Source organism: Actinoplanes sp. NPDC048967 (genome assembly GCF_040649415.1).
Lineage (GTDB): Bacteria > Actinomycetota > Actinomycetes > Mycobacteriales > Micromonosporaceae > Actinoplanes.
The window spans coordinates 790,704-814,866 of the sequence record NZ_JBEZFL010000003.1; the positions used below are offsets into that span (position 1 = coordinate 790,704).

Here is a 24,163-nt window from a genome sequence, read left to right on the forward strand (position 1 = left end):
ACGACGTGCCGCCAGGACCACTCCGGGAGTCGGGTCAGCCCACCCGGGTGAGCAGGGTGACCGGCGCACCGTCCCCGGCGTACCGGTAAGGCTCGAGCTCGGCGTCCCACGCCGTGCCCAGCGCCTTCTCCAGGGCATGCGAAAGCGCCTCCGGAGCCTTGGCCGCGGCCATGATGGCCCGCAGCCGATCCTCACCGATCTGGATGTCACCCGACGCCCCGATGGTGCCACGGAACAGTCCGCGGCCCGGGACGTGCATGAAGCGCTCCCCGTCGACTCCGGGACTCGGTTCCTCGGTGACCTCGAAACGGATCATGGGCCACTGCCGGAGGGCAGCAGCCAGCTCGGCGCCAGTCCCGGGCCGTCCGGTCCAGCTGCATTCGGAACGCCGCATGCCGGGGTCTACCGGCTGCGCCGTCCAGTGCAGATTGACCGGCGCGGTCAGGACGCGCGCGATCGCCCACTCGACGTGCTGGCACACGGCGAGTGGGGTCGAGTGGACGTATACGACGCCACACGTTGGCACGGTGACCTCCCGGAGACCGAGGTGCGTCTTCCCCTACGACCTCGACCGCGGTTGATCGTGCTCCATGATGCCGGGTGGTACGGATGGTGCGCCAGAGAAACCGCAATATCGACATGTGAATGGCCGTCGAGGCACACCTGACCTAACGGCCGAACCCCGTCCGGCGGCACGGCCATCCCGGGTTCGTGTAGGCTGGCTGCGGCATTTTCTGCCGACAACTTTGCCGAGGAATACCTAGCTAGGAGTACCGCCGTGGCCAGCAACACCTCAAAGACCGCCCGCGCATCAGTCCGCGCCGGCCAGGCCGGTCAGGGCGGGGCCCTGAGCGTGCTGGGTGAGTTCAAGTACCTCATCCCGCTCGCCGAAGGGCGCTTCGCCTACGTGCGTAACCTGACCAACGGCAAGACCAACCACCTCCGTACCGACTCGGACGCCTTCGTCGAGGAGATCCGTACCCTCGCGGCCGCCGGCCACGGCGCCAAGATCCGCGCCGAGATCGAGGGCCTGGACGCCTCGTTCCCGCAGCACGGCTGGGGCGCGACCGAGAAGCGCCTCGTGGACGCCGGCGTCTTCGAGAGCTGAGCAACGCCACTGCGAAGGCGCTCCCCGGACCAGGTGGTCCGGGGAGCGCCTTTTTGCGCCCACTGAAGATCACGACAAGTTGATCAGCACGGTGAGGGCCGCGTGGCCACTCAGGGTGGCAAGGCAGCGTGCGGGAGTGGCCGTCAGCCGAGGCGACCGACGACCAGGACACGACGCGGCCGGCGTGGCGTGGCCCGGCGGGCCGGCCCGGCGGAGGCCGCGTGCACCACTCAGCTGATCAGCTCGACCAGCCCGGTGTCGAGGTCGTAGACCGCCCCCGCAACCCCGACCTTCCCCGCCGCAATCGCCGCCGGCACCCCGGCCACGTCCTGCATCCGCTGCACCGTCCGAGCCACATGGGCCCGCATGGCCTTGGCCGTCACCTCGGGGTCATCCAGCCCGACCGCCCGCACCGCAGGCTCGATCTCATCCACCAGATACCCCACGTCTCCGTCCGGCCGGTCCCCCGCCCGCAGAGCGGTCACCGTGGCGTCCACCGCGCCGCACCGGACGTGGCCCAGCACCATGATCAACGGCACGTTGAGGGCCGACACGGCGAAGCCGACCGAGCCCAGCACCGCGTGGTCGACCACGTGCCCACCGGAGCGGACCACGCAGATCGAGCCGAAGGTCTGGTCGAAGATCGCTTCCAGCGGCACCCGCGAGTCGATGCAGCCCAGGACCACGGCGTGCGGCAGCTGCCCACCGGACGCCGCTGCGGCAGCCGACACGTCGTGGCCGTGCAGCGGCCGGCCGCCGACGAACCGGCGGTTGCCGGCGATCAGCTCCGCGAGCGCGTCGTCCGGCCGCACGATCCGCACCGGGGCGTCCGGGCGGCCGGCGGCTGTCGCGGGCCCCGCGGCCGGGACCGCTCCGACCATGGTCGATGAACTCGAGGCGGCCGGCGGGTGCACCGGCGCTGCCTGTTCCGCAGGTGAGGAAGCCGTCATGGCTCTGATTCTCTACGAGTGACCAGCCGGCAGCAGCCTGTGCGAGGCAGATCACGTCGCTCCGCCCACCGACTGGGACAGGCCGGTCGGCGCAAGATCTTCCATAGGTCTGGCAATTCGGTCTTTCGCGCGTGATGCTTATTACCCGTGGGTACAACGGGGCCGTGCGAATCACGGAGGTGCCCATGTCCGAGCGGTCGGAGCTCACCCTCGCCGATGGCGTACGGCTGCACGTCGAGACCAGTGGCCCAGCCGACGCGCCGGTGACCGTGGTGCTGTTGCACGGCTGGTGTCTCGACCGGCGGACCTGGCATCACCAGACCAGGGCGCTGGAGCAGGTCGACGCCCGGGTCGTCGCGTACGACGCGCGGGGGCACGGCCGTTCCTCCCCGACCCGGCTGCGGTCGGCCACGCTGGCCCACCTCGGTGACGACCTCGCCGAGGTCCTCCGGGAGTACGCCCCGGCCGGGCCGATCGTGCTGGTCGGGCACTCGCTCGGCGGCATGACGATCATGGAGTTCGCCGACTCGTACCCGCAGGAGTTCGCCGGGCGGGTGGCCGGGCTGGTTTTCGTCTCGACCACCGCCGAGGGCACCACCCACACCTGTTACGGCCTGCCCACGACCATCACGCCGGTCCTGCGGGCCGCCGAGGAGACCGGTGCCGGTCTGCTGGCCCGGCTCGGCGCCTGGCGGCCGCACAGCGCGATGCTGCCCGTGCTGCGTCCGACCGTGCGCTGGCTGCTCTTCGGCGACGAGTACGAGCCCGGCGACCTGGCGGTCACCATGTCGGCGTTCGGGCGGGCCTCGCTGCGGTCCATCGGCGGTTTCCGGGCCTCGGTCGGCGCCCAGCACCGGCTGGACACGCTGGCCGCGCTCGGTGACGTGCCCGCCGCGGCGCTGGTCGGTGACCGGGACCGGCTCACCCCGCCGCCGTGCGCCGAGTCGATCGCCGGGGCTCTCGCGGGCACCGAGCTGACCGTCTTCGAGGGCGCCGGCCACATGCTCATGATGGAACGCCCGGCCGAGGTCTCCGCCGCGCTGCTCGCCGTCGTCGACCGCGCGGCGACGAGCACCCCGAGCCGCGTGCCGGCCCCCGCCCGGCGCACCGGCTACGACCGGGCGGCGTGATCGGGGCCGATCGAGCCGCAACGGGCGTGCCGCCGTCGACGCAGGTGCCGCAACAGGAGTAAGTTCGATTGCCCCCTGGCGCCGGTGCCGGGCGGCGGCAAGAGCACGCGGAGCACCAGCGGGGAGCACAACGGACTTGAGCGACGCCACCGTCCTGCAGCAGGAGATCGCCGTCGAGCAGCAGCACGTCGACCGGGTGTACGCCCGGCTCGCCGACCTGCGCCAGGACGCGTCCCAGGCCGAGAAGGAGGGCTATCAGCTCGCCGGCGTCGGCACCTTCGGCGCGCTGGTCGAGCGGGACGCCATGGTGTTCCACCGGGCCCGCCGCCGGCACGCCCTGGACGCCGAGTACGAGGGCCTGGTCTTCGGCCGCCTGGACCTGACCAGCGGCGCCGTGCACTACGTGGGCCGGATGGGCATCCGCGACGAGGAGTCGCAGTCGCTGGTCGTGGACTGGCGGGCGCCCGCCGCGGCGGCCTTCTACCGGGCCACGCCGGCCGATCCGCTGGGCGTGGTGCGGCGCCGGATGATCCAGTCGACGCGCGAGCGGGTCACCAACATCGAGGACGACCTGCTCGACCCGGAGGCCGCGCCCGCCGACATGCGGGTGGTCGGTGACGGCGCGCTGCTGGCCAGTCTTTCCAAGGCGACCGGCCGGGGTATGCGCGACATCGTCGCCACCATCCAGCGTGAGCAGGACGACGCAATCCGCTCCCCGGCCTCCGGTGTGACGATCGTCACCGGAGGTCCAGGCACGGGCAAGACCGCGGTGGCGCTGCACCGGGCGGCGTACCTGCTCTATTCCGACCGCAGCCGGTTCGCCGGCGGCGGCATCCTGGTGGTCGGCCCGTCCGGGGTGTTCGTCGACTACATCGCGACGGTGCTGCCGTCGCTGGGCGAGGACACCGCGACGCTGCGTTCGCTCGGTTCGCTGGTCGCCGGGTATGACGCCACCCGTACCGACCCGACCGCGGTGGCCGCGCTCAAGGGCTCGCTGCGGATGCGCCGGGTGCTGGAGCGGGCCTCGCACGACGCGGTGCCGGGCGCCCCGACCGAGCTGCGGCTGCTCTACCGCGGTGCCCTGCTGCGCCTGGAGGCCGCCGACCTGGAGCGGATCCGGCGCAAGGCGCTGCCGCGGGGCGCGCGCCGCAACGAGGTCCGCGGCACCGGCTTCGACCGGGTCTTCGACGCGCTGTGGACGCAGGCCAAGGGTTCGGTCAAGACGCTGCCGGAGAAGCAGGAGTTCGAGGCCGAGCTGGCCGACCGCACCGACTTCCGGGACTTCCTGCGGGCCTGGTGGCCGCGCTTCACCCCGATGCGGGTGCTGCGCTGGCTGGCCGAGCCCGCCCGGCTGCGGGGGTACGCCAACGGGCTGCTGTCCCGGGAGGAGATCGCGCTGCTGCAGGGCTCGTTCGACGGGCTGGCCGAGCACGGGCCGACGATCGCCGACGTGGCGCTGCTGGACGAGCTGGACGAGCTGATGGGCCGCCCGCGGCAGCCGGCCAGGAAGCGGACCAACAACCCGTTCCACGTCCGTGACGGGGTGCAGGAGGTCAGCACGTACGCCGACCGCCAGGCGCTGAGCCGCGCGCAGGTCGTCCGCGACGAGGACTACCGCGACTACGCCCACGTGGTGGTGGACGAGGCGCAGGACGTGACCCCGATGCAGTGGCGGATGATCGGCCGGCGCGGCACGTACGCGTCCTGGACGATCGTCGGTGACCCGGCGCAGACCGCCTGGTCCGGCGACGCCGAGGAGCTGGACCGGGCCCGCGACCGGGCGCTGGGCTCGCGGCGCCGCAACACGTACTCGCTGACCACGAACTACCGCAACTCGTCGGAGATCTTCGCGGTCGCCGCCCGGGTCATCCGCACGATCATGCCGGACCTGCCGCTGCCCTCGGCGGTACGCAGCACCGGGGTGGAGCCGGTGGACCTGGTCGTGGGGGCCGCGCAGCTGCCGGAGGCGGTCCGCGAGGCGGCCGAGAAGCACCTCTCCGACGTCGACGGCACGATCGGCGTGATCACGCCGGTGCTGCGCCGCGACGAGATGGCCGGGTGGGTGGCCGGGCTGCCCGAGCGGATCCAGGTGGTCACCGCGTTGCAGGCCAAGGGCATGGAGTACGACGCGGTGGTGCTGGTCGAGCCGGCCGAGATCGCGGTCGACGCCAGCGGCACCCGGACCCTGTACGTGGCCTTGTCGCGGGCCACCCAGCGCCTGACGACGGTGGGGACCCGCGACTGGCACGGTGCGGCGCGTTAGGAGCGCTTGACCCCGACCGCGGTGTATTCGGTGTCCGGCGTGGCCGGCGTGGTGAAGCGGGCGTTCGGCAGGTAGAAGTACTTGCCGTACTCCGCGATGGTGGTGGGCACGTCGAAGCGCGGGTCGGTGGTGCGGCTGACCACCGTGCCCTTGGTGGCGCGCTTGTCGAGCTGGATCCGGGTGATCACGTTGAGCCTGTTCTGCACCACGTAGAGGGTGCTGCCACGCAGCCACAGGCCGTCACCGTTGGGCACGGACTCGCCGCCGAGGTCGATCTCGGTGGTGCGTCCGCTGTACGACGTACGGAAAAGCTTGCCGGTGTTGGATTGCACGATGATCAGCCCCCGGCGGTCGGGGGTCGGCGCGATGCCGTTGGCGTTGTTGCCGGTCTGGTAGGTGATGTCGCCGGTCAGCGGCACCCGGACCGCCTCGGCGGGCAGCTTGCCGGACCGGCCCAGCGGCAGCTTGAACAGCACCGGGTTGGTGGAGTCGGTGTACCAGGCGGCGCCACCGGTCAGCGTCACGTCGTTGATGAACGACGGGACGGTCTGCAGCGTGTACGACTTCAGCACCGCGCCGGTGGCGGCGTTGATCACGCGGGCGTCGCCGCCGCTGCCGCCGGAGACGAAGAGCCGCCCCCGGTCGTCGATCTTGAGACCGAGCGACTGCGTGCCGGGGCCCTGGCTGATGACCTCACCGCGGCCGGTGCGCAGGCTGGCCCGGTAGATGTCGCCGTCGACCCGGGACCCGAAGTACGCGTACGGGGCCTTGCCGATCGCGATGCCCTCGGGCTGGAAGCCGTTCGGCAGCTGGATGGTGCTCTGCGGGGAGCCGCCGCGGTGGGCGGCCTCGGCGGGAGCGGCGCCGAGCACCACGGCCAGGGCTGCCGTGGTGACGAGTGCGAGAGTGCCTCTGGACAAGGGGTGATTCCTTCCAGGCGGGAACTTTCTGGCACCTCTCTGTACCCGCGGAATGGCATTCAAGTTCAAGTTGCATACATAGCGATGTGAACATATATTGGCCGAGGTTCAGCGCGGCGACGGAAGGTAGGGCTCATGGGAGCCGGGCACGACCACGGAGGCCAGGCCTTGCGCGCCGGCGAGCGGCACCGCGCCCGCCTGTGGTGGGCGGCCGGGCTGCTGGCCGCGTTCATGCTGGTCGAGGCGGCGGCTGCGCTGTCCACCGGCTCACTGGCCCTGCTCTCCGACGCCGGGCACATGTTCACCGACGTGCTGGGCATCGCGATGGCCCTGGCCGCGATCCACGCCGCCGGCCGGGCCGCCACCGACTCGCAGCGCACGTTCGGGCTCTACCGGCTCGAGGTGCTGGCCGCCCTGGCCAACGCCCTGCTGTTGACCGGTGTCGCGATCTACGTGCTCATCGAGGCCGTGCGCCGCTTCTCCGATCCCCCGCACGTGCCGGCCGGCGCGATGCTGATCGTGGCGACCGGTGGCCTGCTGATCAACATCGTCGCCTTCCTGCTGCTGCGGGCCGGGGCCAAGGAGAGTCTCAACGTCCGCGGGGCGTATCTGGAGGTGCTCGGCGACCTGCTGGGCTCGGCGGGCGTCATCGTCGCGGCCGCGATCATCGCGGTCACCGGCTGGTCGTACGCGGACCCGATCGTCGCCGTGGTCGTGGCCCTGTCGATCCTGCCCCGCACCTTCGCCCTGGGTCGCGCCGCGGTCCGCATCCTGGTGCAGGCCGCGCCCGAGCGCCTGGACGTGGGCGACGTGCGGTCGCGGCTGGCCGCCGTACCGGGCGTCTGCGACGTCCATGATCTGCACGTCTGGACATTGACCTCGGGCATGGACGTCGCCTCGGCCCACCTGAGCCTGGAGCCCACCGCCGAGCTCGGCACGGTGCTGGCCACCGCCCGCGAGGCTCTCCACCACGACTTCGCCATCGATCACGCGACATTGCAGGTCGAACCGGTCGGCGCCGGCGGCCCGTGCACCCCGGCGGGTTGGTAGCAAGCCGTTCGAAGCATCCCCCGGAAGGCGTCCGGCTCCTACACTCCTTGTGACGCCAACCACAGAGGGGATCGCCATGACGCAGTCCGTCATCCACCAGCCCCGGGTGGCCTGGGAGGCCGCCCGCGCATTCGTCCGGATGGCCGCCGGGCCGAGCTACGACGCGTACGCGGGCCGGGTGCTCAACCGCCTCGGCACCGAGATGTACGGCGAACTGGCCACCACCCGCCAGCGTCTGCTCGAGGCGTCGGTGCAGAGCAGCGACAGCGACCGGTTCACCGCCGACATCGAGGCCGGCCGGTGGCGGGTCCGCCTGGAGGACCTGCTGCGCAGCGACCCGTCGCTGGTCACGCCGTTGCGTGAGCTGACCGAGGCCGCTGCCCGATAACGACCCGGGCGCGCCGCGAGCGCCCCTTTGCCATGATCTGCGTCATGTTGACGCCGACACCCCTGATGGACCTCGTCACCGGCTTCTGGAGTTTCAAGACCTTCGCCGCCGCCGTCGAGCTCGACCTGTTCACCCGGCTCGCGGGCGGCCGCACCCTGACCGTCGCGGCCGCCGAGCAGGAACTGGGCCTGCCCGATCGCCCGGCCGACCTGCTGCTCACCGCCTGCGCCTCGCTCGGGCTGCTGGAACGCGCCGGCGACGGCTACCGCAACACCGCGCTGGCCGAGGAGTTCCTGGTCCGCGGCCGGCCGTACTACTTCGGCGGGCAGGTCACCTACTGCGACCACCGCACCTATCTGCCGTGGCACCGCATCGGCGAGGCGCTGCACACCGACCGGCCGCTGACCTGGGATCCGGACACCCAGGAGTCGATGTTCACCACCGCCGACCCGCAGCTGCTGGCCACCTTCTGGGAGGCGATGTACTCCACGTCGATCTTCACCGCGCGGGCGCTGGGCGGCGCGGTGGACCTGGCCGGGCGGCAGCGGCTGCTGGACGTGGGTGGCGGCTCCGGGGCGTACCCGATCGAGCTCTGCCGGCAGCAGCCGGACCTCACCGCCACCGTGCTGGATCTGCCGCATGTCGTCGAGATCGCCGCGGGCAAGATCGAGCTGGCCGGACTGGCCGACCGGATCACCACCCGGGCCGGCGACTTCCTCACCGACGCCGCACTGCCCGGCGGTCACGACACGGTGCTGTTCAGCATGATCCTGCACGACTGGGACGCCTCGACCAACCGGGAGCTGCTGGCCAAGGCCTACGCGGCCCTGCCGGCCGGCGGCCTGGTGATCATCTCCGAGTTGCTGCTGGACGCGGACCGCACCGGACCCGCCCCGGCCGCCCTGATGGGGATGAACATGCTGGTCGAGACCGTGGGCGGCCGCAATTACTCCGACGCGGAGTATGCCGACTGGCTGACCGGCGCGGGTTTCGGCGAGGTGCGGACGGTCCGCTTCGACGCGCCGGGTGCCAACGGGGCGGTGCTCGGCGTCAAACCCTGAGCAGCACCGAGCGGTTCGCCTCGTCCCGGACGGGACCGCCTAAATCAGCGATCACGCCCGCGGCGCGGGCCCGTCCGCAAGACTGTGCTCATGAGCCACAAAGGCGTCATGGTGTTCGTGCCTGCGCCCCAGCTGACCGTGACGCTCGAGCAGCAGCACGACAAGGCGGAGCTGCACGTGCACCCGGGCGGGCAGGGCGTCTGGCAGGCCCGGATGATCACTCTGCTGGGGGCCCAGGTCACCCTCTGCTCGGCCACCGGCGGCGAGGTCGGACGGGTGCTGGAGCCGCTGCTGAAGTTCCATGGCGTGACGCTGAAGACGATCAAGCGCGACTCCGGCACCGGCTGGTACGTCCACGACCGGCGCAGCGGCCAGCGCGAGGAGCTGGCCGAGGACCCGGGCCATCCGCTGTCGCGGCACGAGATGGACGAGCTCTACAGCCTCGCCCTCGCCGAGGGGCTGCGGGCGGGCATCGCCGTGCTCAGCGGGCCCGCCCACCCGTCCGTCGTGCCCGCCGACATCTACCGGCGGCTCGCCACCGACCTCGGCGCCAACGGCTGCAAGGTCATCGTCGACCTGTCCGCGGCCCACCTGGCCGCCGCGCTCGAAGCACGCCCGCACGTGGTCAAGGTCAGCCACGAGGAGCTCATCCGTGACGGCATGGTCAAGGACGGCTCCACCGAGTCGCTGACCCGCGCGCTGCACAAGCTGCACGACGACGGGGCCGGGATGGCGCTTGTCTCGCGGGCCGACGAGGGCGCGCTGGCTCTCATCGAGGACCAGGTGTACGAGGTCGACATGCCCAAGATGATCGCCGCCGAGTCCCGCGGGGCCGGCGACTCGATGACCGCCGGCGTCGCGGCGGTGCTCGCCCAGGGCGGCACGTTGTGTGACGCCGTACGCACGGGCGCCGCGGCCGGCGCCCTCAACGTGACCCGCCACGGGCTCGGCACCGGGCGCATCGACGCCGTCCAGGTGCTGACCGAGCGGGTGAGACTGACGCCCGTCGACACGAAGGTGCCGGTATGACGACGCCACGGATCCTGATCACCAACGACGACGGGATCGACGCGCCTGGGCTGCGCCACCTGGCCCGGGCCGCCGCCCGCCAGGGCCTCGACATCGTGGTCGCGGCGCCGCTGACCGAGGCCAGCGGCACCAGCGCCGCCATGACGGCGGTGGAGAAGAACGGCAAGATCGTGGTGTCGCAGCGGGAGCTGCCCGGGGTGCGCAACGTGCCCGCGTACGCGGTGGCGGCCTCCCCCGCCTTCATCGTGCTGCTCGCCCTGCGCAGCGCCTTCGGCCCGCCGCCGCAGATCGTCCTGTCCGGCATCAACCGCGGCGCCAACGCGGGCGCGGCGGTCGTGCACTCCGGCACGGTCGGCGCCACGCTGACGGCCTCGCACGCGGGACTGCACGGGCTCGCCGTCTCCCTGGACGTGCTCTCCCCGGCCAACGGCACCGCGGCCAGCGGCGGCCAGGCCATCGCCGACCTGGAACACGCCGACGACGAGAACCGGCACTGGGACAGCGCCGCCGGCCTGGCGATGAAACTGCTGCCCACACTGACCCACACCCCGCCGGGCACGGTGCTCAACCTGAACGTGCCGGACCTGCACGTGGACGGCATCCGCGGGCTGCGCCGGGCCACCCTGGCCAGATTCGGTCAGGTGCAGATGAGCATCGCGGAGGCCGGCGAGGGCTTCGTCCGCACCGCGGTGCAGGCCGCCGACGAGCCGCTGGAACCGGGCACCGACCTGGCCGCGCTGGCCGAGGGCTTCGCGGTGGTCACCCCGATCCGGTCGCCGGCCGAGGCCACCGACGTGAAGTTCAACCTCGAGTCGATCGTCGTGCAGACACCCGCGATCTGAAGTCTCAGTTGACCGAGGGCTCGGGCAGGCTGACGCCGTCCAGGATCCGCCAGAGGTCCAGCGCGACGTCGACGCTCGGCGGGCGGTCCTCGGGGCGCTTCGCCATGCAGGCGCGGACCAGATCGCGCAGCGGCGGCGGCAGGCCGGGGATGGCCAGGACGGGCGTCGGCGCCAGGTGACCGGCCCGGCCGGCGGCCACGATCATGGCCGCGACCGCCGGAGGGTACGGGGAGCGGCCGGTCAGCATCTCGTAGAGCAGCACGCCGAGGGTGTAGACGTCGTCGGCCGGACGGGCGAACGCCGTCTTGGGATGCGAGGGCAGGGCGTTCGCGTCGCCGCCGCGTTCGAGGCCGCCCCGCTTCGGGCCTTCGTGCCGCGGGCCGCCCCGGCCCAGACCGGCGGGCCTTGCCACCCCTCGGTCCAGGCCATCCCGGTCCAGGCCGCCCCGGTCCAGGCCGCCCCGGTCCAGACCGGCGGGCCTTGCCGCCCCTCGGTCCAGGCCGCCGCGGTCCAGGCCGCCGCGGTCCAGGCCGCCGCGGTCCAGGCCGCTCCGGTCCAGGTCAGCGGGCCTTGCCGCTCCTCGGTCCGGGTCGGCGTGACGGGCGACGCCGTGGTCCGGTCCATCATGTCGCGGGGCACCGTGCTGGGGGCCGCCGCCGTGGATCACCGCGCCGCGGGTGGGGCCCTCGCGAGCGGCGCCGCGGCGGATCACGACCGGGTGGGCCCCGGAGTCGCCGGTGCGCAGCGCGGCCGTGGCCAGGCCGAAGTCGATGATCTTGATACCGGCCGGGCTGACCATGATGTTGCGGGCGGTCAGGTCCCGGTGCACCACGCCCCGCCGGTGGGCCACGGCGAGCACGTCAGCGGCCGTAGCGGCGATCCGGACAGCCTCCGGCCATTCCAGCCGCCCCCGGGCCAGCCGCTCGGTGAGCGGCACCCCGGCCAGCAACTCCAGCACCACGTACGGCACCACACTGCCGTCGGGCAGCGGCGCCTCGCCGTACTCGAAGACCCGGGGCACGCTCGGGTGCCGCAGCCGGTCGGTGATCAGCGCCTCGCGCCGTACGTCCTCGCGGGCCTGCACGTCGTCGGCCAGGCTCGGGGCCAGCACTTTCACCGCCAGCTTGCGCCCCTGGCGGGCGTCGACGGCCGAGTAGACGGTCGAGACACCGCCCTGACCGATGGCGCCGATCAGCACATATCGCCGGAGGATGGCGGTGCCCATCGGAAGTTTCGCCACGCAGGGCACTATCCCCTACCGCCGAGCACCCGGACAAGCCGCCTCAGGAAGGCTTAACTTCCATGATCACTCGCGGTCAGGCGCCGGACACGAGGGGCTGATGAGAAGGCTCGTCACAATCCGCGCACGGCTGCGGTGCGCCGAAGAGGCCGAGCAGGCCGGTGACCCAGAGCTGGCGGTGCGCGAACCGGCTGGGCCGCGTGACGACCAGCTTGACGCCGCTGACGCTGGCCAGCTGGAACGCCGCGACCAGGGCACTGATGCCCACGGAATCGATGAAGGTCACGCCGTGCATGTCGAGCTCGATGCGCTCGGGACGCCCGGCGGCGAGCTGACCCGCCACGGCATCCTTGATCTCGTACGCGTTCTCGACGTCGATCTCACCCGCCGGGGAGATCTCCACCACCCCTGCGGGGAGTGTCGACGTCGTTATCGACAGCGTCACGCCACTACCTCCACCCGCCCGGGATGCCCCGAGCGTCTTCTCCTCTGCACGACGGCGGCCGTACCTGATGCCGCTGTCGTCGGGGGCGGCGATGACTACCCCCGTCGGGTTCGGTGAAACTGCTCGAACCGTAGTGCGTGAACCTGGCAGACACCTGTGTGCCTCGTGTGAACCGACGCAAGCGTACCCAGCGATGTCCACCGTTTTAGCCGACGTGACGCTGTCCACATCCGACTGACGTCGCCCGTTCACCGGTACGTTTGCTTTTCGTGGCGCTTGGGCACGAGCTATGAGTCGACGACCCACCCGCCGGCACCGGCGATCGCAGGAGGTACCGAGGAGATGCTCTCTCGTAAGAACACTGCCGAGCGCACAGCCGCGCAGGCCTGGGACTACTTGTCGTCCGCGATGGCGGACGCCGGCGAGAGCGCCAAGGACGCCGGCAAGCACACCGCCGACCTGGCCAGCGCCAAGGCGGCGGTCGCCGCGGCCACCGCCACCAAGCTCGCTGACAAGGCCGGCAAGCAGAGCGGCAAGCTCGCCGACCGGGCCAGCAAGAAGAGCAGCAAGCTGGCCGACAAGGCCGCCGCCAAGCTCGCCGAGGTGAGCGACGAGGCGTACGAGCGCGCCACGCTGGCCGCGAACGCGCTGGCCGGCCGCAAGCCGGGCCTGCCCTGGGGCCTGCTCATCGGCGCCGGCCTGCTCGGCGTCGCGCTGGGCTGGGCCGCCGCGACCACAGCCCGGGCCGCGCTGGAGCGCCAGGCGGAGAACGAGCAGCTGGAGCTGGCCGAGTCAGAGCCCGACGCGGTGGTCGTGGTCACACCGACCTACGACAACTGACCGGCAACGGCCGCCGGACGGAGCCCTTTGCCGCCCGGCGGTCGCTGTTCTCTGTCGGACCCCGCGCCTAGGCTCTTGGCCATGGAGCCCGTGTTCTTCGCCGACGCCGCCGAGCTGCGGGCCTGGTTCCTGGAGCATCACTGCGACGCGCCCGAGCTGCTGGTGGGCTACTACAAGAAGCACACCGGCCGGCCCACGGTGCAGCACACCGAGGCGATCGAGCAGGCGCTGTGCTTCGGCTGGATCGACAGCATCGCTCGCCGCATCGACGACGAGCGCTACCAGGTCCGGTTCACCCCGCGGCGCGAGGGCAGCGTGTGGAGCGCGGTCAACGTGGCCAAGATCGCCGAGCTGACCGCGGCGGGGCGGATGCACCCGGCCGGGCTGCACGCCTTCGAGTCCCGCCAGCCCGGACGGGTGGCGGCGTATTCGTACGAGCAGCCCGCCGACGCGGTGCTCGACGCTGAGCAGACTGCCCGGTTCGAGGGCGAGGAGGCGGCATGGAAATGGTTCTCGGCGCAGCCCGCGTCCTACCGCCGGGCCGCCGTGCACTGGGTGGTCGGCGCCAAACGGCCGGAAACCCGGCAGCGGCGCCTCGACCAGCTGATCACCGACTCCGCGGCGGGCCGGACGGTGCCGCCGCTGACCCGCCGATGAGCCGGCACCACGCCCGGCCGGCGACCCACCGACCTCGCCTGGAGGTGACGTGAATCTGTACAGTTGGCCCCGGCTCGCAGCCGGGCCCCCGTTCCGCGTCATCCGTCCGTGGCGACACCCGAGTAGATAGGTCCGCTGGTGCTCAGTTCGGGAAGTCTCCTGGACAACCGCTACCGGTTGGACGAGCGCATCGCCACGGGTGGCATGGGTGACGTGTGGCGCGGCACCGACGTGGTGCTCGGCCGCACGATCGCCGTCAAAGTGCTGCGCAGCGCCATGCTGTCCGACCCGGAGTTCGCCGCCCGCTTCTACGGCGAGGCGCGGATGATGGCCGCCTTCCGGCACCCCGGCGTCGTCGAGGTGTACGACTACAGCGCCGGTGACGCCAACGACGAGGACAACTGCGCGTACCTCGTGATGGCGTACGTCGACGGCGAGCCGCTCTCGGCCCGGCTCAAGGAGCAGGGCCGCCTGGGCGTCGCCGAGACCATGTCGATCGTGGCGCAGGCGGCCGAGGCCCTGCACGCCGCCCACGAGAACGGCACCGTGCACCGCGACGTCAAGCCGGGCAACCTGATCGTCAAGCCCAACGGCACGGTGATCCTGGTCGACTTCGGCGTGGCCCGCTCCGCCGCCGTGACCAGCGTGACCGGCCTCAACGCGATCGTCGGCACCGCGCTGTACATGGCACCCGAGCAGGTCGCCAAGGGCAACGTCACCCCGGCCACCGACGTGTACGCCCTCGGCGCGGTCGCCTACCACTGCCTCGCCGGCCACCCGCCGTTCGACGGTGACAACGCTCTGCAGGTGGCGCTGCGGCACCTGGAGGACGACCCGGAGCCGCTGCCCGAGACCACCGTGCCGCCGGCCGTCCGCGAGCTGATCAGCCGCGCGATGGCCAAGCACCCGGAGGACCGCTTCGCCGACGCCGCCGAGTTCGCCGCGGCTGCGGTGGCCGCCGCCGGCACCCTCGACTGGCGCTCGCAGACCGGCACCTCGATGACGGGCACGGCCCTGCGCCGCCCGACGATGCACGGCCCGTCGACCACCGGCACGACTCTGGGCGCCGCCGGCCTGGCCGGTGCGGGACTGGGCGGTGCGGGACTGACCGGCACCGGCCTGGGACAGACCGGCACGTCGATGAGCGGCACCTCGCTGACCAGGCCGATGAGCCCGGCCGCGCCCCGCCGCACCATGCCGGGCCAGCGCAACCTGCTCGAAGCCGCACCCCCGGTGCAGGCCCCGCCCCGCAAGCGCGGCCGGACGAGGAACGAGCTCGCCGTCCTGCTCACCGTGATCGGCCTGTTCATCCTGGCCGGCGGCCTGGCCCTGGCGATCGCCCTGCAGGACGGCAACGCCGACGCGGACCAGAAGCCGAACACCATCGTGCCGACCGAGTCAGCCACAGCCGACGACGAGACCGAAGCGCCGGTGGAGCCGACCGAGACGACCGAGGGTCCCCGCCCGGTGAACCCGCCGGCCAACACCCAGCGGCCCACCCAGAAGCCGTCCCCCAGCAAGTCGGTGTCGACGTCGGCCTCCACGTCCACGTCCCCGACCCCGGACAAGACGACCACACCGCCCCAGACCGAGCCGGCCACCACGACCCCGGCGGCGCCCACGACCGAGCCGCCACCGCCGGAAGGTGGCGGCGGCGGCGAGGACGGCGGCGGCACGGGCACCGGCAACAACTGACGGGTCAGCGGTCGTCGCCGCTGCCGCTCAGCACACCGCGATGTTGCCGGCTGGCCAGTTTGGCCAAGTTGGCCTGCGCGATGTCGTCCAGTGAGAGGTCGAGGTAGTCGGCCAGCACCGCGACGTACCAGAGCACGTCCCCGAGTTCCTTGGTGATGTCGTCCCGGTCGATCCGGGACTCGTCGCTGTCGAGGTCGCGGACCCATTTCTTGAACTTCTCGGCGATCTCCCCGGATTCGCCGACCAGGCCGAGAACCAGGTGGAGCAGCTCGTTCTTCTTGTCACGGGGAGCGGCGGTGCGGAGGGCACCGCGCTGGTAGTCGTCCAGGTCCATGGTCGGTGATTATGGCCGCGCAGCAGATCAGCGCGGACAAGAGCCGACGTGGGTGCTCCCGTGGAGCCGCAGCAGCTGCGTGGCCAGCACCTCGTCCCCGATCCCTCGTCCGATCCCCTGGCCCGCCCGGTCGCTGAACGCGAAGTGCTGACCGCCGAAAACCCGCGACCGGCCGGCCTCCGCTGCGGCTGACGAGAAGCTCGGATAGCTGCGGGCCTGCCCACCCGGCGCCGTGTCGCTCACGTGCGTGAAGCGCACGTTGTCCGAGCAGAAGAACCCGGCCAGCACCGTAGCCCCCGCGTTGCTGTACGAGCTGTGTCCCGACGTCCACTCCGGGCTGCCTCCCACGGAACCCGCCCGCGCTGACCACGTCGGGTTCGCCGTGGTCAGCGGGTTGCCGTCGGTGTCCGCCTCGCGGATCGCCGTCGTCGGCCGCCAGTGCCGGTACGTCTCCTTGGTCCGCACGGTCGTCACCGTGGAGTCCGCCAGGGCCATGCTCACCAGCGCCGTCATCCGCGTCCCCTGGGCCAGCGACAGATCGCCGCCCACAGTCAGCGCGATCCGCAGCCATTCGCCCGGCGGCTGGTCGGAGCCCGCCGGGACCGACCAGAACTGGTACGTCGCCAGCAGCTCCGGTGCCGGCACGGCGGCGTCTCCCAGCACTGCGACCTCGGCGAACGCCGCCGCGTACTCGACGCTGGCCAGGGGCGGCGGCGGGCCGGGCACGTAGGCGGCCGGGTCACGGACGGCGAACGGGCGCACGTCGCCGTACTGCACCCCGGACCACTCCGCCCGGAACACCCCCGGTCCCGTCCCCGCCGGCTGGGTGCGTACCGGTGACGAGCCGTCGTCGGCCCGCGCCCGCACGACTGCCCGGCCGACCTCGTCGCCCCACCGGGCGCCCGCCGCCCGGCGATGGCCGGGGCGTACGCGCGCCAGGTCGGCGTCGCGCCGGGTGTCGTAGGCCGCGGTCCGGGCCGGGTCGACCGCCACCAGCACCGCGTGCGCCGCGGACACCGCCGCCGCGTACGGGTCGGCGTCACGCGGGCCCGGGCCGGGGATCAGCGCTTGGTGGCGGGCCGGCTCCGAACGGCCGGAGACGATGCCGTTGACGGCGTCGTACATGGCCACGTTGAGCATCGCGTACCAGCGGGCGGCGTCGGCGTCGCTCGCCCGGGTGGTGCGTACCGCCTGGAATGCCGCCTCGTTCCAGGCCCGCACCCCGTCGAACCCGGCCGCCGGGCCGCTGTCGGCCCGGGCCGGAGTGGTCAGGCCGGCCAGGAGCAGACCGGCTGTCGCCGCGACAAAGAGTTTCCGCATGACGCACCTCCCGATACGGCTCGACCTTCCTCCTCCAGCCATCGATGTCCATCGAGTGAGTCGGGAACACGACGCGGCGCCGGGCGAGTGTGCTCAAGTCCGGCGGCGGTGGGCCGATGGGAAGGGCTCTGGCACGGCACTGCTCCCGAGCCGCCCCCGGAAAGGCCCCGCATGACCACTCAGGTTCCCCCCGGCCCCGAGAACGCGGTCGCGCCCCAGGACTACCCCCAGTTCACCACGGGTTACGCGGCATATCCGCCTCCGCAGTCGGCCGGCGGCGGCTACCCGGCCGTCTCGTACCCGCAGGAGGGCGCGGCCGGCTATCCGGAGCCCGTACCGTATCCGCAGCCCGGCGGCCCGCCGCAGGCCGCCGCCCATCCCCCGCCCTCGGCCTATCCGACCGCCCCGCCGTGGGCCACCGCCGGGCAGGCGCCCACGCCGCCGGAGCAGCCGCTGCCGCAGTACGGCGGCCTGCTGGTCCCGTTCCCCGACGAGATGCGGCACGCCTCCCGCGCCCAGGCGCCCGCCGTGTGGCCGGTGGCCGTCTTCACCATGCTGTTCGGCATTTTCGGAGCCATCTCCGCCAAGCGCCGCGCCGATCAGGCCCGGCGGACCCGGAACAGCACCGCCCCGTACTGGATCACGTTCCTGATCTCCCTCGTGGCCGGCGCCTTCTGTTCCTTCGTGGCCTCGGCGGTGCTGGTCGGCCCGCTCGTCACCGAGCTCCGGGAGAACCAGCGCCTGGAGGCGGTGCAGCGCAACGTCGTCGGGGACGGCCAGCTCAAGGCGGCCCGGATCAACGTCACGGCGGCGCGGTGCCGGGCCGTGGGCGAGCGTGACGTCGAGGGCATGCGTGAGTACCTGTGCCGGCTGACGCTCGACGACGGGCACACCGCCTCGCTGACCTTGACCGCCGACGAGGACGGCCAGTGGCAGTCAGGGCCGGGCCGCTGAGCCGGCAATGAGCCTCCCGGCCGAGGAAGCGGCCGGCGATGAGCCTCCCGGCCGAGAGAGCGGCCGGCAATGAGCCTCCCGGCCGAGAGAGCGGCCGGCAATGAGCCTCCCGGCCGAGAGAGCGGCCGGCAATGAGCCTCCCGGCCGAGAGAGCGGCCGGCGGTGAGCCTCCCGGCCGTAACAGTGGCCGGCCGGGATGGGGTGGGTGGGCCGTCGTGATGTTCCGGGGGGACCATCACGACGGCCTCCTGTTGCCGGCGGCCTCGGTCAGAAGACCGGGACGCCCGCGCGGACCAGGCGCCAGTTGGCGACGAAGAAGTCAGCCGGGTTGATCTCGCCCTTGGCCTGCGCCCAGTCGATCAGCAGCTGCCGGATCTCCTGCTGGGCGTTGTAGACCTGGGTCTTGACGATGCCCGGGAAGTTGCCGCCGCCGCTGCGCCGGTAGTTGTTCACCGCGACCACGAACTGGGCGTCCGGCGCGACCGCGGCACCGGCGATCTCCAGCCGGGTGATCCGGTCACCGACCGGGCGGCTGATGTCGATGTCGTAGTCGACGCCGGAGAACACGTCGTAGTTGTAGTCCGGCACCGCCGGGTCGCTGATCGTCGCCGGGTCGGGCGTGGCCCCCACCGGCAGCGTCACGAAGTACTTCGCCGAGTACTCCAGGTACGCCTTCACCTCGGCGCCCGTCAGCACCACGGCCTCGAGCGTGTTGTCGAAGACGTACAGGCCGGCCACGTCGCGGATCTTGACGTCACCCTGTGGGAACACCGCCGTCCGGCTGAACGGCGCGGCGAGCGAGAGCACCGGCAGGGACGCGTACGGGGTGCCGGCCAGCGCCGCGGTCACCGTCTCGGTCTGCACCTTGTTGATGAAGTCCAGGATCGGCGTGTCCTTGTACCGCGACTCGACCGTGGTCAGCTCCACCGTGGAGGTGGCGACGACCTGATTGACGTACGCGACCGTCTTGGCGTGCTGGGCCTTGACCACGGCCAGCACCCGCGGGTCCTCGGTGACCGTGTTGGTGTTGAGCAGGTCGGACTTCTTGTCGGTGATGGTCCACCGGCCGCGGTCGCGGGTCAGCGTGAAGTCCATCCGGCTCAGCCGCTGGCCCCACTTCGACGGCTCGGACAGCAGCACCTGGGCGCCGGTCTGCTGGTTGGTGACGAAACGCTGCGGGACGTTGGCGTGGGCGTGCCCGAACAGGATCGCGTCGATGCCCGGGACCTGCTCGGCGATGAGCGCGCTGGGGTTCTCGTTCGGCAGCTCGGGGCCGTAGCTGGACGTGCCGCTGTCGCCGCCGTGGGCGGAGATCAGCACGATGTCGGCGCCGCGGGCCCGCATGACCGGCACCCACTTCGCGGCGGTGGTGATCATGTCGGCGAAGACCAGCTTGCCCTCGACGTTGCCCTTGTCCCAGATGGCCACGCCGGGGTTGGTCAGGCCGAGGATCCCGACGCGCAGCGTCGGTGCGCCGTGCCCGAGGGAGACCTTCTTGATCACGTACGGCGTGAAGGCCGGCCGCTTGGTCGTCGCGTCGAGCGCGTTGGCGGCCAGCGCGGGGAAGCCCAGCTGGCGGATCCACAGGTTGAGCAGCGGCAGGCCGTAGTTGAACTCGTGGTTGCCCAGCGTCACCGCGTCGTAGTGCAGCACGTTCATGGCCTTGGCCATCGGGTGCTTCTCACCGGTCGCGGTGATCGGCTCCTGCTTGGCGTAGTACGTGGCCAGCGGCGTGCCCTGGATCGTGTCGCCGGCGTCGAGCACCAGGGTGGCCCTGCCCCGCCGCTCGGCCCGGATCTGGTTGACCAGGGCGGCGAGCTTGGCCACACCGACGTCGTTGTGCGCGCTGTCGTCGTACTCCAGGTCCTTGTAGTAGTCCCAGTTGTAGACGTTGCCGTGGGTGTCGGAGGTGCCGAGCACGGTCAGGTCATACGTCTTCGGGTGGTGGCCGTGACCGGGACGTGTCGCGGGAGCGGCGCCGGCCGCGTCACCGAGCACGAGCGGAGCGGCGGCACCGGCAGCTGCGGCGGCGAGAACGCCCCGCCGCGAGACGCCTGCGGGAAGGGTCATCAGGAACCTTTCGAGGGGAAAAGTGCACGCGCCTCGTGGGCGCCCACGAGGCACCATAACCGCCGATGCATTTCCAGGCGAGAGCTGCCGCGGGACCCGGCAGATGTCACGGGACCGGCGGGCATCTCGTAGGATCGCCGCCATGCCTGCGCAGCCGGACCTGCCGCTGCGTCCGATGACGCTCGGTGAGTTGCTGGACGCCGCCATGGCCCTGCTGCGGGCCCGGGCCCTTCCCCTGCTCGCCACGGCCGCCGTCCTCGGGCTGCTGGAGCAGGCCCTGCTGGTGCCGTTGCGCACCGCCGCCTTCGTCACCGCGCCCTACTACGGTCCGGCGCGTGGCCATTTCGGGCAGTGGTGGATCGTCACCGCGCTCGGCTTCGCCACCGAGACCGTCATCCTCACGCTGCTCGGCGCCCTCGCCGCGGCCGCCGCCGCTCCGGCCCTGCTCGGCCGGGCGGTACGCCATCGTGAGCTCTGGTCGCGCACCCGGCCACTGTCCACCGTCAGCATCGCCCTCGTGCTCGGCCTGGCCGGCGGAGTCGCATTGTTCGCCGGGTTCGTGCCCTGGCTGATCCTGTACGGCCTGTTCGGCCTCACCTCGGCGGTCCTGGTCATCGACCGGGCCGGCAACCCGTTCAGTGCGCTGTGGCGCTCGGCCCGGCTGACCACGCGCGGCGCGTTGCGCGGCTTCTGGACCCTGCTCAGCGCCTATCTGACCTGGTTCGTCATCCGGTTCGCGCTGGGCAGCGGGTGGGTGTGGGTGCTGACCCAGCTCAGCGGGGGCGAGCCGGCCTGGCTGACCTGGCTCACCCCGGCCGCCTGGGTGCTCGCCAACGCCGTGGCCTACTCCGCGCTGGCCTGCGTCGCCGCCGTCCTGCTGCTGGAGACGCGGATCCGCACCGAGGGACTGGACATCGCCGTCGGCCGGGCCCGCAGCCGCGGCGAGGACGACTCCGCCGCCCTGGTGTACGCCCGGTGACCCGGGTCTGGGACGAGTTCGCGGCGGCGGTCTTCGACGTCGTCCCGCCACAGGTGCTGCTCCTGCTCCTGCTGGCGATCGCGGGGCTGACCGGCGCGCTCTGGTACTGGTACCCGGCGTGGGTGCCGACCCGGCTGCCCCGGATGCCGCGCCTGCGCATGCCCCGCTGGCGGCTGCCGCGCCGGCGGCGTACCCGGAAGCCCAAGGCCGCAAGGAAGGCGAAGACCAAGGTCGAGCCGGTCTTCGCCCCGACCGTCGTGCTGGCCGACGGCACGCTGCTGGCCGACCGGCTGGCGGCCGAGGGCCGCTACGCCGAGGCCATCCGGCAGCGGTTGCGCGACGTGGTCGGCGACCTCACCGCCGCCGGCGTGGTCGCGCCGCTGCCCGGCAACACCGCCGCCGAGGTCGCGGCGGCCGCGGCCGCGCAGCGCCCGGCCGTCGCCGGTTCGCTCGCCGGGGCCACCGACCTGTTCTCCGAGATCTGGTACGGCAACCGCCCGGCCCTGCCCGCCCACGACGAACGCATGCGCGCCCTCACCGGTGACGTCCGGATGCGGATACGCGGGGTTCCGTCGTGAAGTCACGCCGCTGGCTGCGTTTCGTCCTGCCGCTCGTCGTCGTCGCCGGGCTGGCCACGATGACCGGTGTCGCGCACGTGGTGCAGCAGCCGGACCCGACCGATGCCTCGTTCCTGTCCCCCACCAGCGACGAAGGCGACGGCGCGCGGTTGCTCGCCGATGCCCTGACCAGCGCCGGGGTACGGATCACCGTGCACCGCAGCAGCCTCGACGCACTCGCCGACGCCGAGGTGGGCGGGCCGGTCACGCTCTTCGTCACCACCCCTGAGCTGATGCACCCGTCCTACCTGCCCCGGCTGGCCGCGCTGCCGGAGCAGGTCCGCGTGGTCATGGTCGCGCCGGGCCAGGACCAGCTGACCGCGGCCGGTCTCTCCGTCCCGGTGGGCGGGCCACGCTGGACGGCCACGGCGCCCCAGCCGGGCTGTTCGACGGACTACGTGAACGCCGCCGGCCCGGCCGCGGTGCAGCGCCTGCGGTACGACGTCTCCGCCTACCAGGCCGTGCGCTGCTACAACGACGGCCTGGTGGAGTTCCGCAGCGAGCGCGTCGCGATGACCCTGGTCGGCGCCGCGGACCCGTTCCGCAACGACCGGGCCGACGAGCACGGCAACCGGGCGCTGGCCCGCGGCCTGCTGGCCCGCGACCCGGCGGTGATCTGGCTCGACCTGCACGAGCGCGAGCCGGACCCCGACGACAGCGCCGGCCGGCCCACCGAGCCGCAGCAGCCGGATCCCGGCACCGACGACCATCAGGGGGACGACAGCGGCGAACGCCCCGACGGCGACCTGCCCGACGAGGAGCCGACCGGTGAGCCGCAGGACGGCGGCGAGGCCGATTCGACCCAGGGCGGCGGCAACGGCGTCTCGGACAGCCCGCTGGCCCGGGCCTTCCCGCCGGCGGTGTGGGCCACCCTGGCCCTGCTGGCCCTCGCCGCGCTCGCGCTGGCCGCGGCCTCCGCGCGCCGGCTCGGTGCCCCCGTCGCCGAGCCGCTGCCGGTCCGGGTCCGGGCCGCCGAGACCGTCCGCGGCCTGGGCGGGCTCTACCAGCGGGCCGGGGCGCGCAGCACGTCGCTGGCCACTCTGCAGGGCGCGGCCCGGGCGCGGCTGGCCGAGCACTACGGTCTGCCCGCGGACGTCCCGGCCGACGAGGTGGCGGAGCGCGTCGCGGCCACCGTCGGCCAGCCGGTGCTGGAGGTCCGGCACATGCTCAGCGGCGGCGTCGAGGACAGCGACGAGGAGCTCGCCCGCGCCGCGACGACCGTGCAGAACCTGGTCCGGTTCGTGACGGGGCAGCAGAACTGGCAACAGGGAACAGACGAGGGGAATCTGACGTGACGTCTTCCGCAGGGATGGAGGCCATGGCGGCACGCGACGCGCTGCAGCGCCTCCGGGCCGAGGTCGCCAAGGCGGTCATCGGCCAGGACGCGGTGGTCGGCGGAGTGGTCATCGCGCTGCTCTGCAGCGGGCACGTGCTGCTCGAGGGCGTACCCGGGGTGGCCAAGACGCTGCTGGTGCGGGCGCTCGCCGCGGCGCTGGACGTGGACACCAAGCGGGTGCAGTTCACCCCGGACCTGATGCCCGGTGACGTGACCGGCTCGCTGGTCTACGACGCGCGTACCGCCGCGTTCAACTTCCGGCCCGGGCCGATCTTCACCAACCTGCTGCTCGGCGACGAGATCAACCGGACCCCGCCGAAGACCCAGGCGGCGCTGCTGGAGGCCATGGAGGAACGCACGGTCAGCACCGACGGCGAGACCCGCCGGCTGCCCGAGCCGTTCATCGTGGTCGCCACCCAGAACCCGATCGAGTACGAGGGCACGTACCCGCTGCCGGAGGCGCAGCTGGACCGGTTCCTGCTGAAGCTCACCGTGCCGCTGCCGCAGCGCGAGGAGGAGCTCGGCGTGCTCAAGGCGCACCACCACGGCTTCGACCCGCGGGACCTCAAGGCCGCCGGGGTCGGGCCGGTGGCGACCGCCGCCGACCTGGCCGCGGGCCGCGAGGCCGCCCGCCGGGTCGCCGTCGCCGAGCCGGTGCTGGAGTACATCGTGGACCTGTGCCGGGCCACCCGGGTGTCACCCGCGCTGGAGCTGGGCGCATCCCCGCGCGGCACGACCGCGCTGCTCGCCGTGGCCAAGGCCCGCGCCTGGCTCAGCGGCCGCGACTACGTGCTGCCGGACGACGTGAAGGCCTTCGCCATCCCGACCCTGCGGCACCGGGTACGCCTGCGCGCCGAGGCCGAGCTGGACGGCGTCTCCACCGACTCGGTGCTGCGGACCGTGCTGGGCGCCGTGCCCGCGCCCCGCTGAGCCGA

Annotated in this window: 24 protein-coding genes; 16 read left to right on the forward strand and 8 right to left on the reverse strand. The window is 72.6% G+C overall.

All coding sequences use genetic code 11. From position 1 onward, the window contains the following. Positions 1 to 34: 34 nt before the first annotated feature. Entirely contained in the window at positions 35 to 526 is a 492-nt protein-coding gene (locus AB0C12_RS16265; RefSeq protein WP_212991880.1) for a DUF3145 domain-containing protein, read from the reverse strand. 252 nt (positions 527 to 778) lie between these two features. On the opposite strand from AB0C12_RS16265, the gene AB0C12_RS16270 reads away from it, so the two are divergent. Further along, on the forward strand, positions 779 to 1,108 hold the full coding sequence (locus AB0C12_RS16270) for a hypothetical protein (protein ID WP_360548494.1): 330 nt from the start codon (positions 779 to 781) through the stop codon (positions 1,106 to 1,108). A gap of 230 nt (positions 1,109 to 1,338) precedes the next feature. On the opposite strand, the gene AB0C12_RS16275 is transcribed toward AB0C12_RS16270, so the two are convergent. Then, on the reverse strand, positions 1,339 to 2,058 hold the full coding sequence (locus tag AB0C12_RS16275; RefSeq protein ID WP_360548496.1) for a carbonic anhydrase: 720 nt from the start codon (positions 2,056 to 2,058) through the stop codon (positions 1,339 to 1,341). A 185-nt stretch (positions 2,059 to 2,243) separates the two neighbouring features. Between AB0C12_RS16275 and AB0C12_RS16280 the strand changes: the two genes are divergently transcribed. Together AB0C12_RS16280 and AB0C12_RS16285 are read left to right on the forward strand one after the other, a co-directional pair. After that, positions 2,244 to 3,188, forward strand: coding sequence for an alpha/beta hydrolase (locus AB0C12_RS16280; protein WP_360548498.1), 945 nt, complete (start codon positions 2,244 to 2,246; stop codon positions 3,186 to 3,188). Positions 3,189 to 3,324: 136 nt separating this feature from the next. Next, on the forward strand, positions 3,325 to 5,451 hold the full coding sequence (locus tag AB0C12_RS16285) for an AAA family ATPase (protein WP_360548500.1): 2,127 nt from the start codon (positions 3,325 to 3,327) through the stop codon (positions 5,449 to 5,451). On the opposite strand, the gene AB0C12_RS16290 is transcribed toward AB0C12_RS16285, so the two are convergent. Further along, positions 5,448 to 6,371 carry a superoxide dismutase gene (locus tag AB0C12_RS16290; RefSeq protein ID WP_360548502.1) on the reverse strand — a complete coding sequence of 308 codons (924 nt, stop codon included), beginning with the start codon at positions 6,369 to 6,371 and terminating at the stop codon, positions 5,448 to 5,450. The genes AB0C12_RS16285 and AB0C12_RS16290 overlap by 4 nt on opposite strands. 135 nt (positions 6,372 to 6,506) lie before the next feature. Here AB0C12_RS16290 and AB0C12_RS16295 point away from each other — a divergent pair, with 135 nt between their 5' ends. The 5 genes from AB0C12_RS16295 (at position 6,507) to AB0C12_RS16315 (ending at position 10,741) form a co-directional block, all read left to right on the forward strand. Next, positions 6,507 to 7,421 carry a cation diffusion facilitator family transporter gene (locus AB0C12_RS16295; RefSeq protein WP_360548504.1) on the forward strand — a complete coding sequence of 305 codons (915 nt, stop codon included), beginning with the start codon at positions 6,507 to 6,509 and terminating at the stop codon, positions 7,419 to 7,421. Positions 7,422 to 7,497: 76 nt separating this feature from the next. Next, positions 7,498 to 7,809 carry a hypothetical protein gene (locus AB0C12_RS16300; protein ID WP_360548506.1) on the forward strand — a complete coding sequence of 104 codons (312 nt, stop codon included), beginning with the start codon at positions 7,498 to 7,500 and terminating at the stop codon, positions 7,807 to 7,809. Positions 7,810 to 7,853: 44 nt separating this feature from the next. Continuing rightward, positions 7,854 to 8,870, forward strand: coding sequence for a methyltransferase (locus AB0C12_RS16305; RefSeq protein ID WP_360548508.1), 1,017 nt, complete (start codon positions 7,854 to 7,856; stop codon positions 8,868 to 8,870). Positions 8,871 to 8,960: 90 nt separating this feature from the next. Then, positions 8,961 to 9,899: a PfkB family carbohydrate kinase gene (locus tag AB0C12_RS16310; RefSeq protein WP_360548510.1), complete on the forward strand. Its 939-nt coding sequence runs from the start codon at positions 8,961 to 8,963 to the stop codon at positions 9,897 to 9,899. After that, positions 9,896 to 10,741: a 5'/3'-nucleotidase SurE gene (locus tag AB0C12_RS16315; protein WP_360548512.1), complete on the forward strand. Its 846-nt coding sequence runs from the start codon at positions 9,896 to 9,898 to the stop codon at positions 10,739 to 10,741. Before AB0C12_RS16310 ends, AB0C12_RS16315 begins: the two co-directional genes overlap by 4 nt. 4 nt (positions 10,742 to 10,745) lie before the next feature. Here the strand turns inward: AB0C12_RS16315 and AB0C12_RS16320 are convergent, their stop codons facing one another. Beyond that, positions 10,746 to 11,981 carry a serine/threonine-protein kinase gene (locus AB0C12_RS16320; protein WP_360548516.1) on the reverse strand — a complete coding sequence of 412 codons (1,236 nt, stop codon included), beginning with the start codon at positions 11,979 to 11,981 and terminating at the stop codon, positions 10,746 to 10,748. A gap of 76 nt (positions 11,982 to 12,057) precedes the next feature. Then, complete coding sequence (locus AB0C12_RS16325; protein WP_360548518.1) at positions 12,058 to 12,426, reverse strand: STAS domain-containing protein; 369 nt, start codon at positions 12,424 to 12,426, stop codon at positions 12,058 to 12,060. A 342-nt stretch (positions 12,427 to 12,768) separates the two neighbouring features. Between AB0C12_RS16325 and AB0C12_RS16330 the strand changes: the two genes are divergently transcribed. The 3 genes from AB0C12_RS16330 (at position 12,769) to AB0C12_RS16340 (ending at position 15,618) form a co-directional block, all read left to right on the forward strand. Further along, the gene (locus tag AB0C12_RS16330) at positions 12,769 to 13,266 is read left to right on the forward strand and encodes a hypothetical protein (RefSeq protein ID WP_360548520.1); all 498 of its coding nucleotides are present in this window, start codon (positions 12,769 to 12,771) and stop codon (positions 13,264 to 13,266) included. Between the two features lie 81 nt (positions 13,267 to 13,347). Then, entirely contained in the window at positions 13,348 to 13,923 is a 576-nt protein-coding gene (locus AB0C12_RS16335; RefSeq protein WP_360548522.1) for a YdeI/OmpD-associated family protein, read from the forward strand. Positions 13,924 to 14,061: 138 nt separating this feature from the next. Then, a complete protein-coding gene (locus AB0C12_RS16340; RefSeq protein ID WP_360548524.1) occupies positions 14,062 to 15,618 on the forward strand; it encodes a serine/threonine-protein kinase in 1,557 nt (518 codons plus the stop codon). 4 nt (positions 15,619 to 15,622) lie between these two features. Here AB0C12_RS16340 and AB0C12_RS16345 read toward each other — a convergent pair whose 3' ends face one another. Both AB0C12_RS16345 and AB0C12_RS16350 read right to left on the reverse strand, forming a co-directional pair. Then, positions 15,623 to 15,952 (reverse strand): nucleoside triphosphate pyrophosphohydrolase family protein, encoded by a 330-nt coding sequence (locus tag AB0C12_RS16345; RefSeq protein ID WP_360548526.1) that lies wholly within the window; start codon positions 15,950 to 15,952, stop codon positions 15,623 to 15,625. Positions 15,953 to 15,979: 27 nt separating this feature from the next. After that, positions 15,980 to 17,272 carry a vanadium-dependent haloperoxidase gene (locus AB0C12_RS16350; RefSeq protein ID WP_360548528.1) on the reverse strand — a complete coding sequence of 431 codons (1,293 nt, stop codon included), beginning with the start codon at positions 17,270 to 17,272 and terminating at the stop codon, positions 15,980 to 15,982. 171 nt (positions 17,273 to 17,443) lie between these two features. Between AB0C12_RS16350 and AB0C12_RS16355 the strand changes: the two genes are divergently transcribed. Then, positions 17,444 to 18,226 (forward strand): hypothetical protein, encoded by a 783-nt coding sequence (locus AB0C12_RS16355; protein ID WP_360548530.1) that lies wholly within the window; start codon positions 17,444 to 17,446, stop codon positions 18,224 to 18,226. 267 nt (positions 18,227 to 18,493) lie between these two features. Here the strand turns inward: AB0C12_RS16355 and AB0C12_RS16360 are convergent, their stop codons facing one another. Next, a complete protein-coding gene (locus tag AB0C12_RS16360; protein ID WP_360548532.1) occupies positions 18,494 to 20,296 on the reverse strand; it encodes a 5'-nucleotidase C-terminal domain-containing protein in 1,803 nt (600 codons plus the stop codon). 142 nt (positions 20,297 to 20,438) lie between these two features. On the opposite strand from AB0C12_RS16360, the gene AB0C12_RS16365 reads away from it, so the two are divergent. Genes AB0C12_RS16365 through AB0C12_RS16380 form a run of 4 tightly spaced genes read left to right on the forward strand, consistent with a single transcriptional unit; the run spans position 20,439 to position 24,158 of the window. Beyond that, entirely contained in the window at positions 20,439 to 21,275 is an 837-nt protein-coding gene (locus AB0C12_RS16365) for a hypothetical protein (protein WP_360548534.1), read from the forward strand. Then, positions 21,272 to 21,853 (forward strand): DUF4129 domain-containing protein, encoded by a 582-nt coding sequence (locus tag AB0C12_RS16370; RefSeq protein ID WP_360548536.1) that lies wholly within the window; start codon positions 21,272 to 21,274, stop codon positions 21,851 to 21,853. Before AB0C12_RS16365 ends, AB0C12_RS16370 begins: the two co-directional genes overlap by 4 nt. Next, positions 21,850 to 23,187 carry a DUF4350 domain-containing protein gene (locus tag AB0C12_RS16375; protein ID WP_360548538.1) on the forward strand — a complete coding sequence of 446 codons (1,338 nt, stop codon included), beginning with the start codon at positions 21,850 to 21,852 and terminating at the stop codon, positions 23,185 to 23,187. Before AB0C12_RS16370 ends, AB0C12_RS16375 begins: the two co-directional genes overlap by 4 nt. Before the next feature lie 23 nt (positions 23,188 to 23,210). Continuing rightward, on the forward strand, positions 23,211 to 24,158 hold the full coding sequence (locus AB0C12_RS16380; RefSeq protein WP_360548540.1) for a MoxR family ATPase: 948 nt from the start codon (positions 23,211 to 23,213) through the stop codon (positions 24,156 to 24,158). Positions 24,159 to 24,163 lie beyond the last annotated feature (5 nt).

Coding starts and splice junctions, on each gene's coding strand:
- AB0C12_RS16275 (WP_360548496.1), bottom strand. CDS start 2,058: ATGACGGCTTCCTCACCTGCGGAACAGGCAGCGCCGGTGCACCCGCCG.
- AB0C12_RS16280 (WP_360548498.1), top strand. CDS start 2,244: ATGTCCGAGCGGTCGGAGCTCACCCTCGCCGATGGCGTACGGCTGCAC.
- AB0C12_RS16295 (WP_360548504.1), top strand. CDS start 6,507: ATGGGAGCCGGGCACGACCACGGAGGCCAGGCCTTGCGCGCCGGCGAG.
- AB0C12_RS16300 (WP_360548506.1), top strand. CDS start 7,498: ATGACGCAGTCCGTCATCCACCAGCCCCGGGTGGCCTGGGAGGCCGCC.
- AB0C12_RS16305 (WP_360548508.1), top strand. CDS start 7,854: ATGTTGACGCCGACACCCCTGATGGACCTCGTCACCGGCTTCTGGAGT.
- AB0C12_RS16310 (WP_360548510.1), top strand. CDS start 8,961: ATGAGCCACAAAGGCGTCATGGTGTTCGTGCCTGCGCCCCAGCTGACC.
- AB0C12_RS16315 (WP_360548512.1), top strand. CDS start 9,896: ATGACGACGCCACGGATCCTGATCACCAACGACGACGGGATCGACGCG.
- AB0C12_RS16330 (WP_360548520.1), top strand. CDS start 12,769: ATGCTCTCTCGTAAGAACACTGCCGAGCGCACAGCCGCGCAGGCCTGG.
- AB0C12_RS16335 (WP_360548522.1), top strand. CDS start 13,348: ATGGAGCCCGTGTTCTTCGCCGACGCCGCCGAGCTGCGGGCCTGGTTC.
- AB0C12_RS16345 (WP_360548526.1), bottom strand. CDS start 15,952: ATGGACCTGGACGACTACCAGCGCGGTGCCCTCCGCACCGCCGCTCCC.
- AB0C12_RS16350 (WP_360548528.1), bottom strand. CDS start 17,272: ATGCGGAAACTCTTTGTCGCGGCGACAGCCGGTCTGCTCCTGGCCGGC.
- AB0C12_RS16355 (WP_360548530.1), top strand. CDS start 17,444: ATGACCACTCAGGTTCCCCCCGGCCCCGAGAACGCGGTCGCGCCCCAG.
- AB0C12_RS16360 (WP_360548532.1), bottom strand. CDS start 20,296: ATGACCCTTCCCGCAGGCGTCTCGCGGCGGGGCGTTCTCGCCGCCGCA.
- AB0C12_RS16365 (WP_360548534.1), top strand. CDS start 20,439: ATGCCTGCGCAGCCGGACCTGCCGCTGCGTCCGATGACGCTCGGTGAG.
- AB0C12_RS16380 (WP_360548540.1), top strand. CDS start 23,211: ATGGCGGCACGCGACGCGCTGCAGCGCCTCCGGGCCGAGGTCGCCAAG.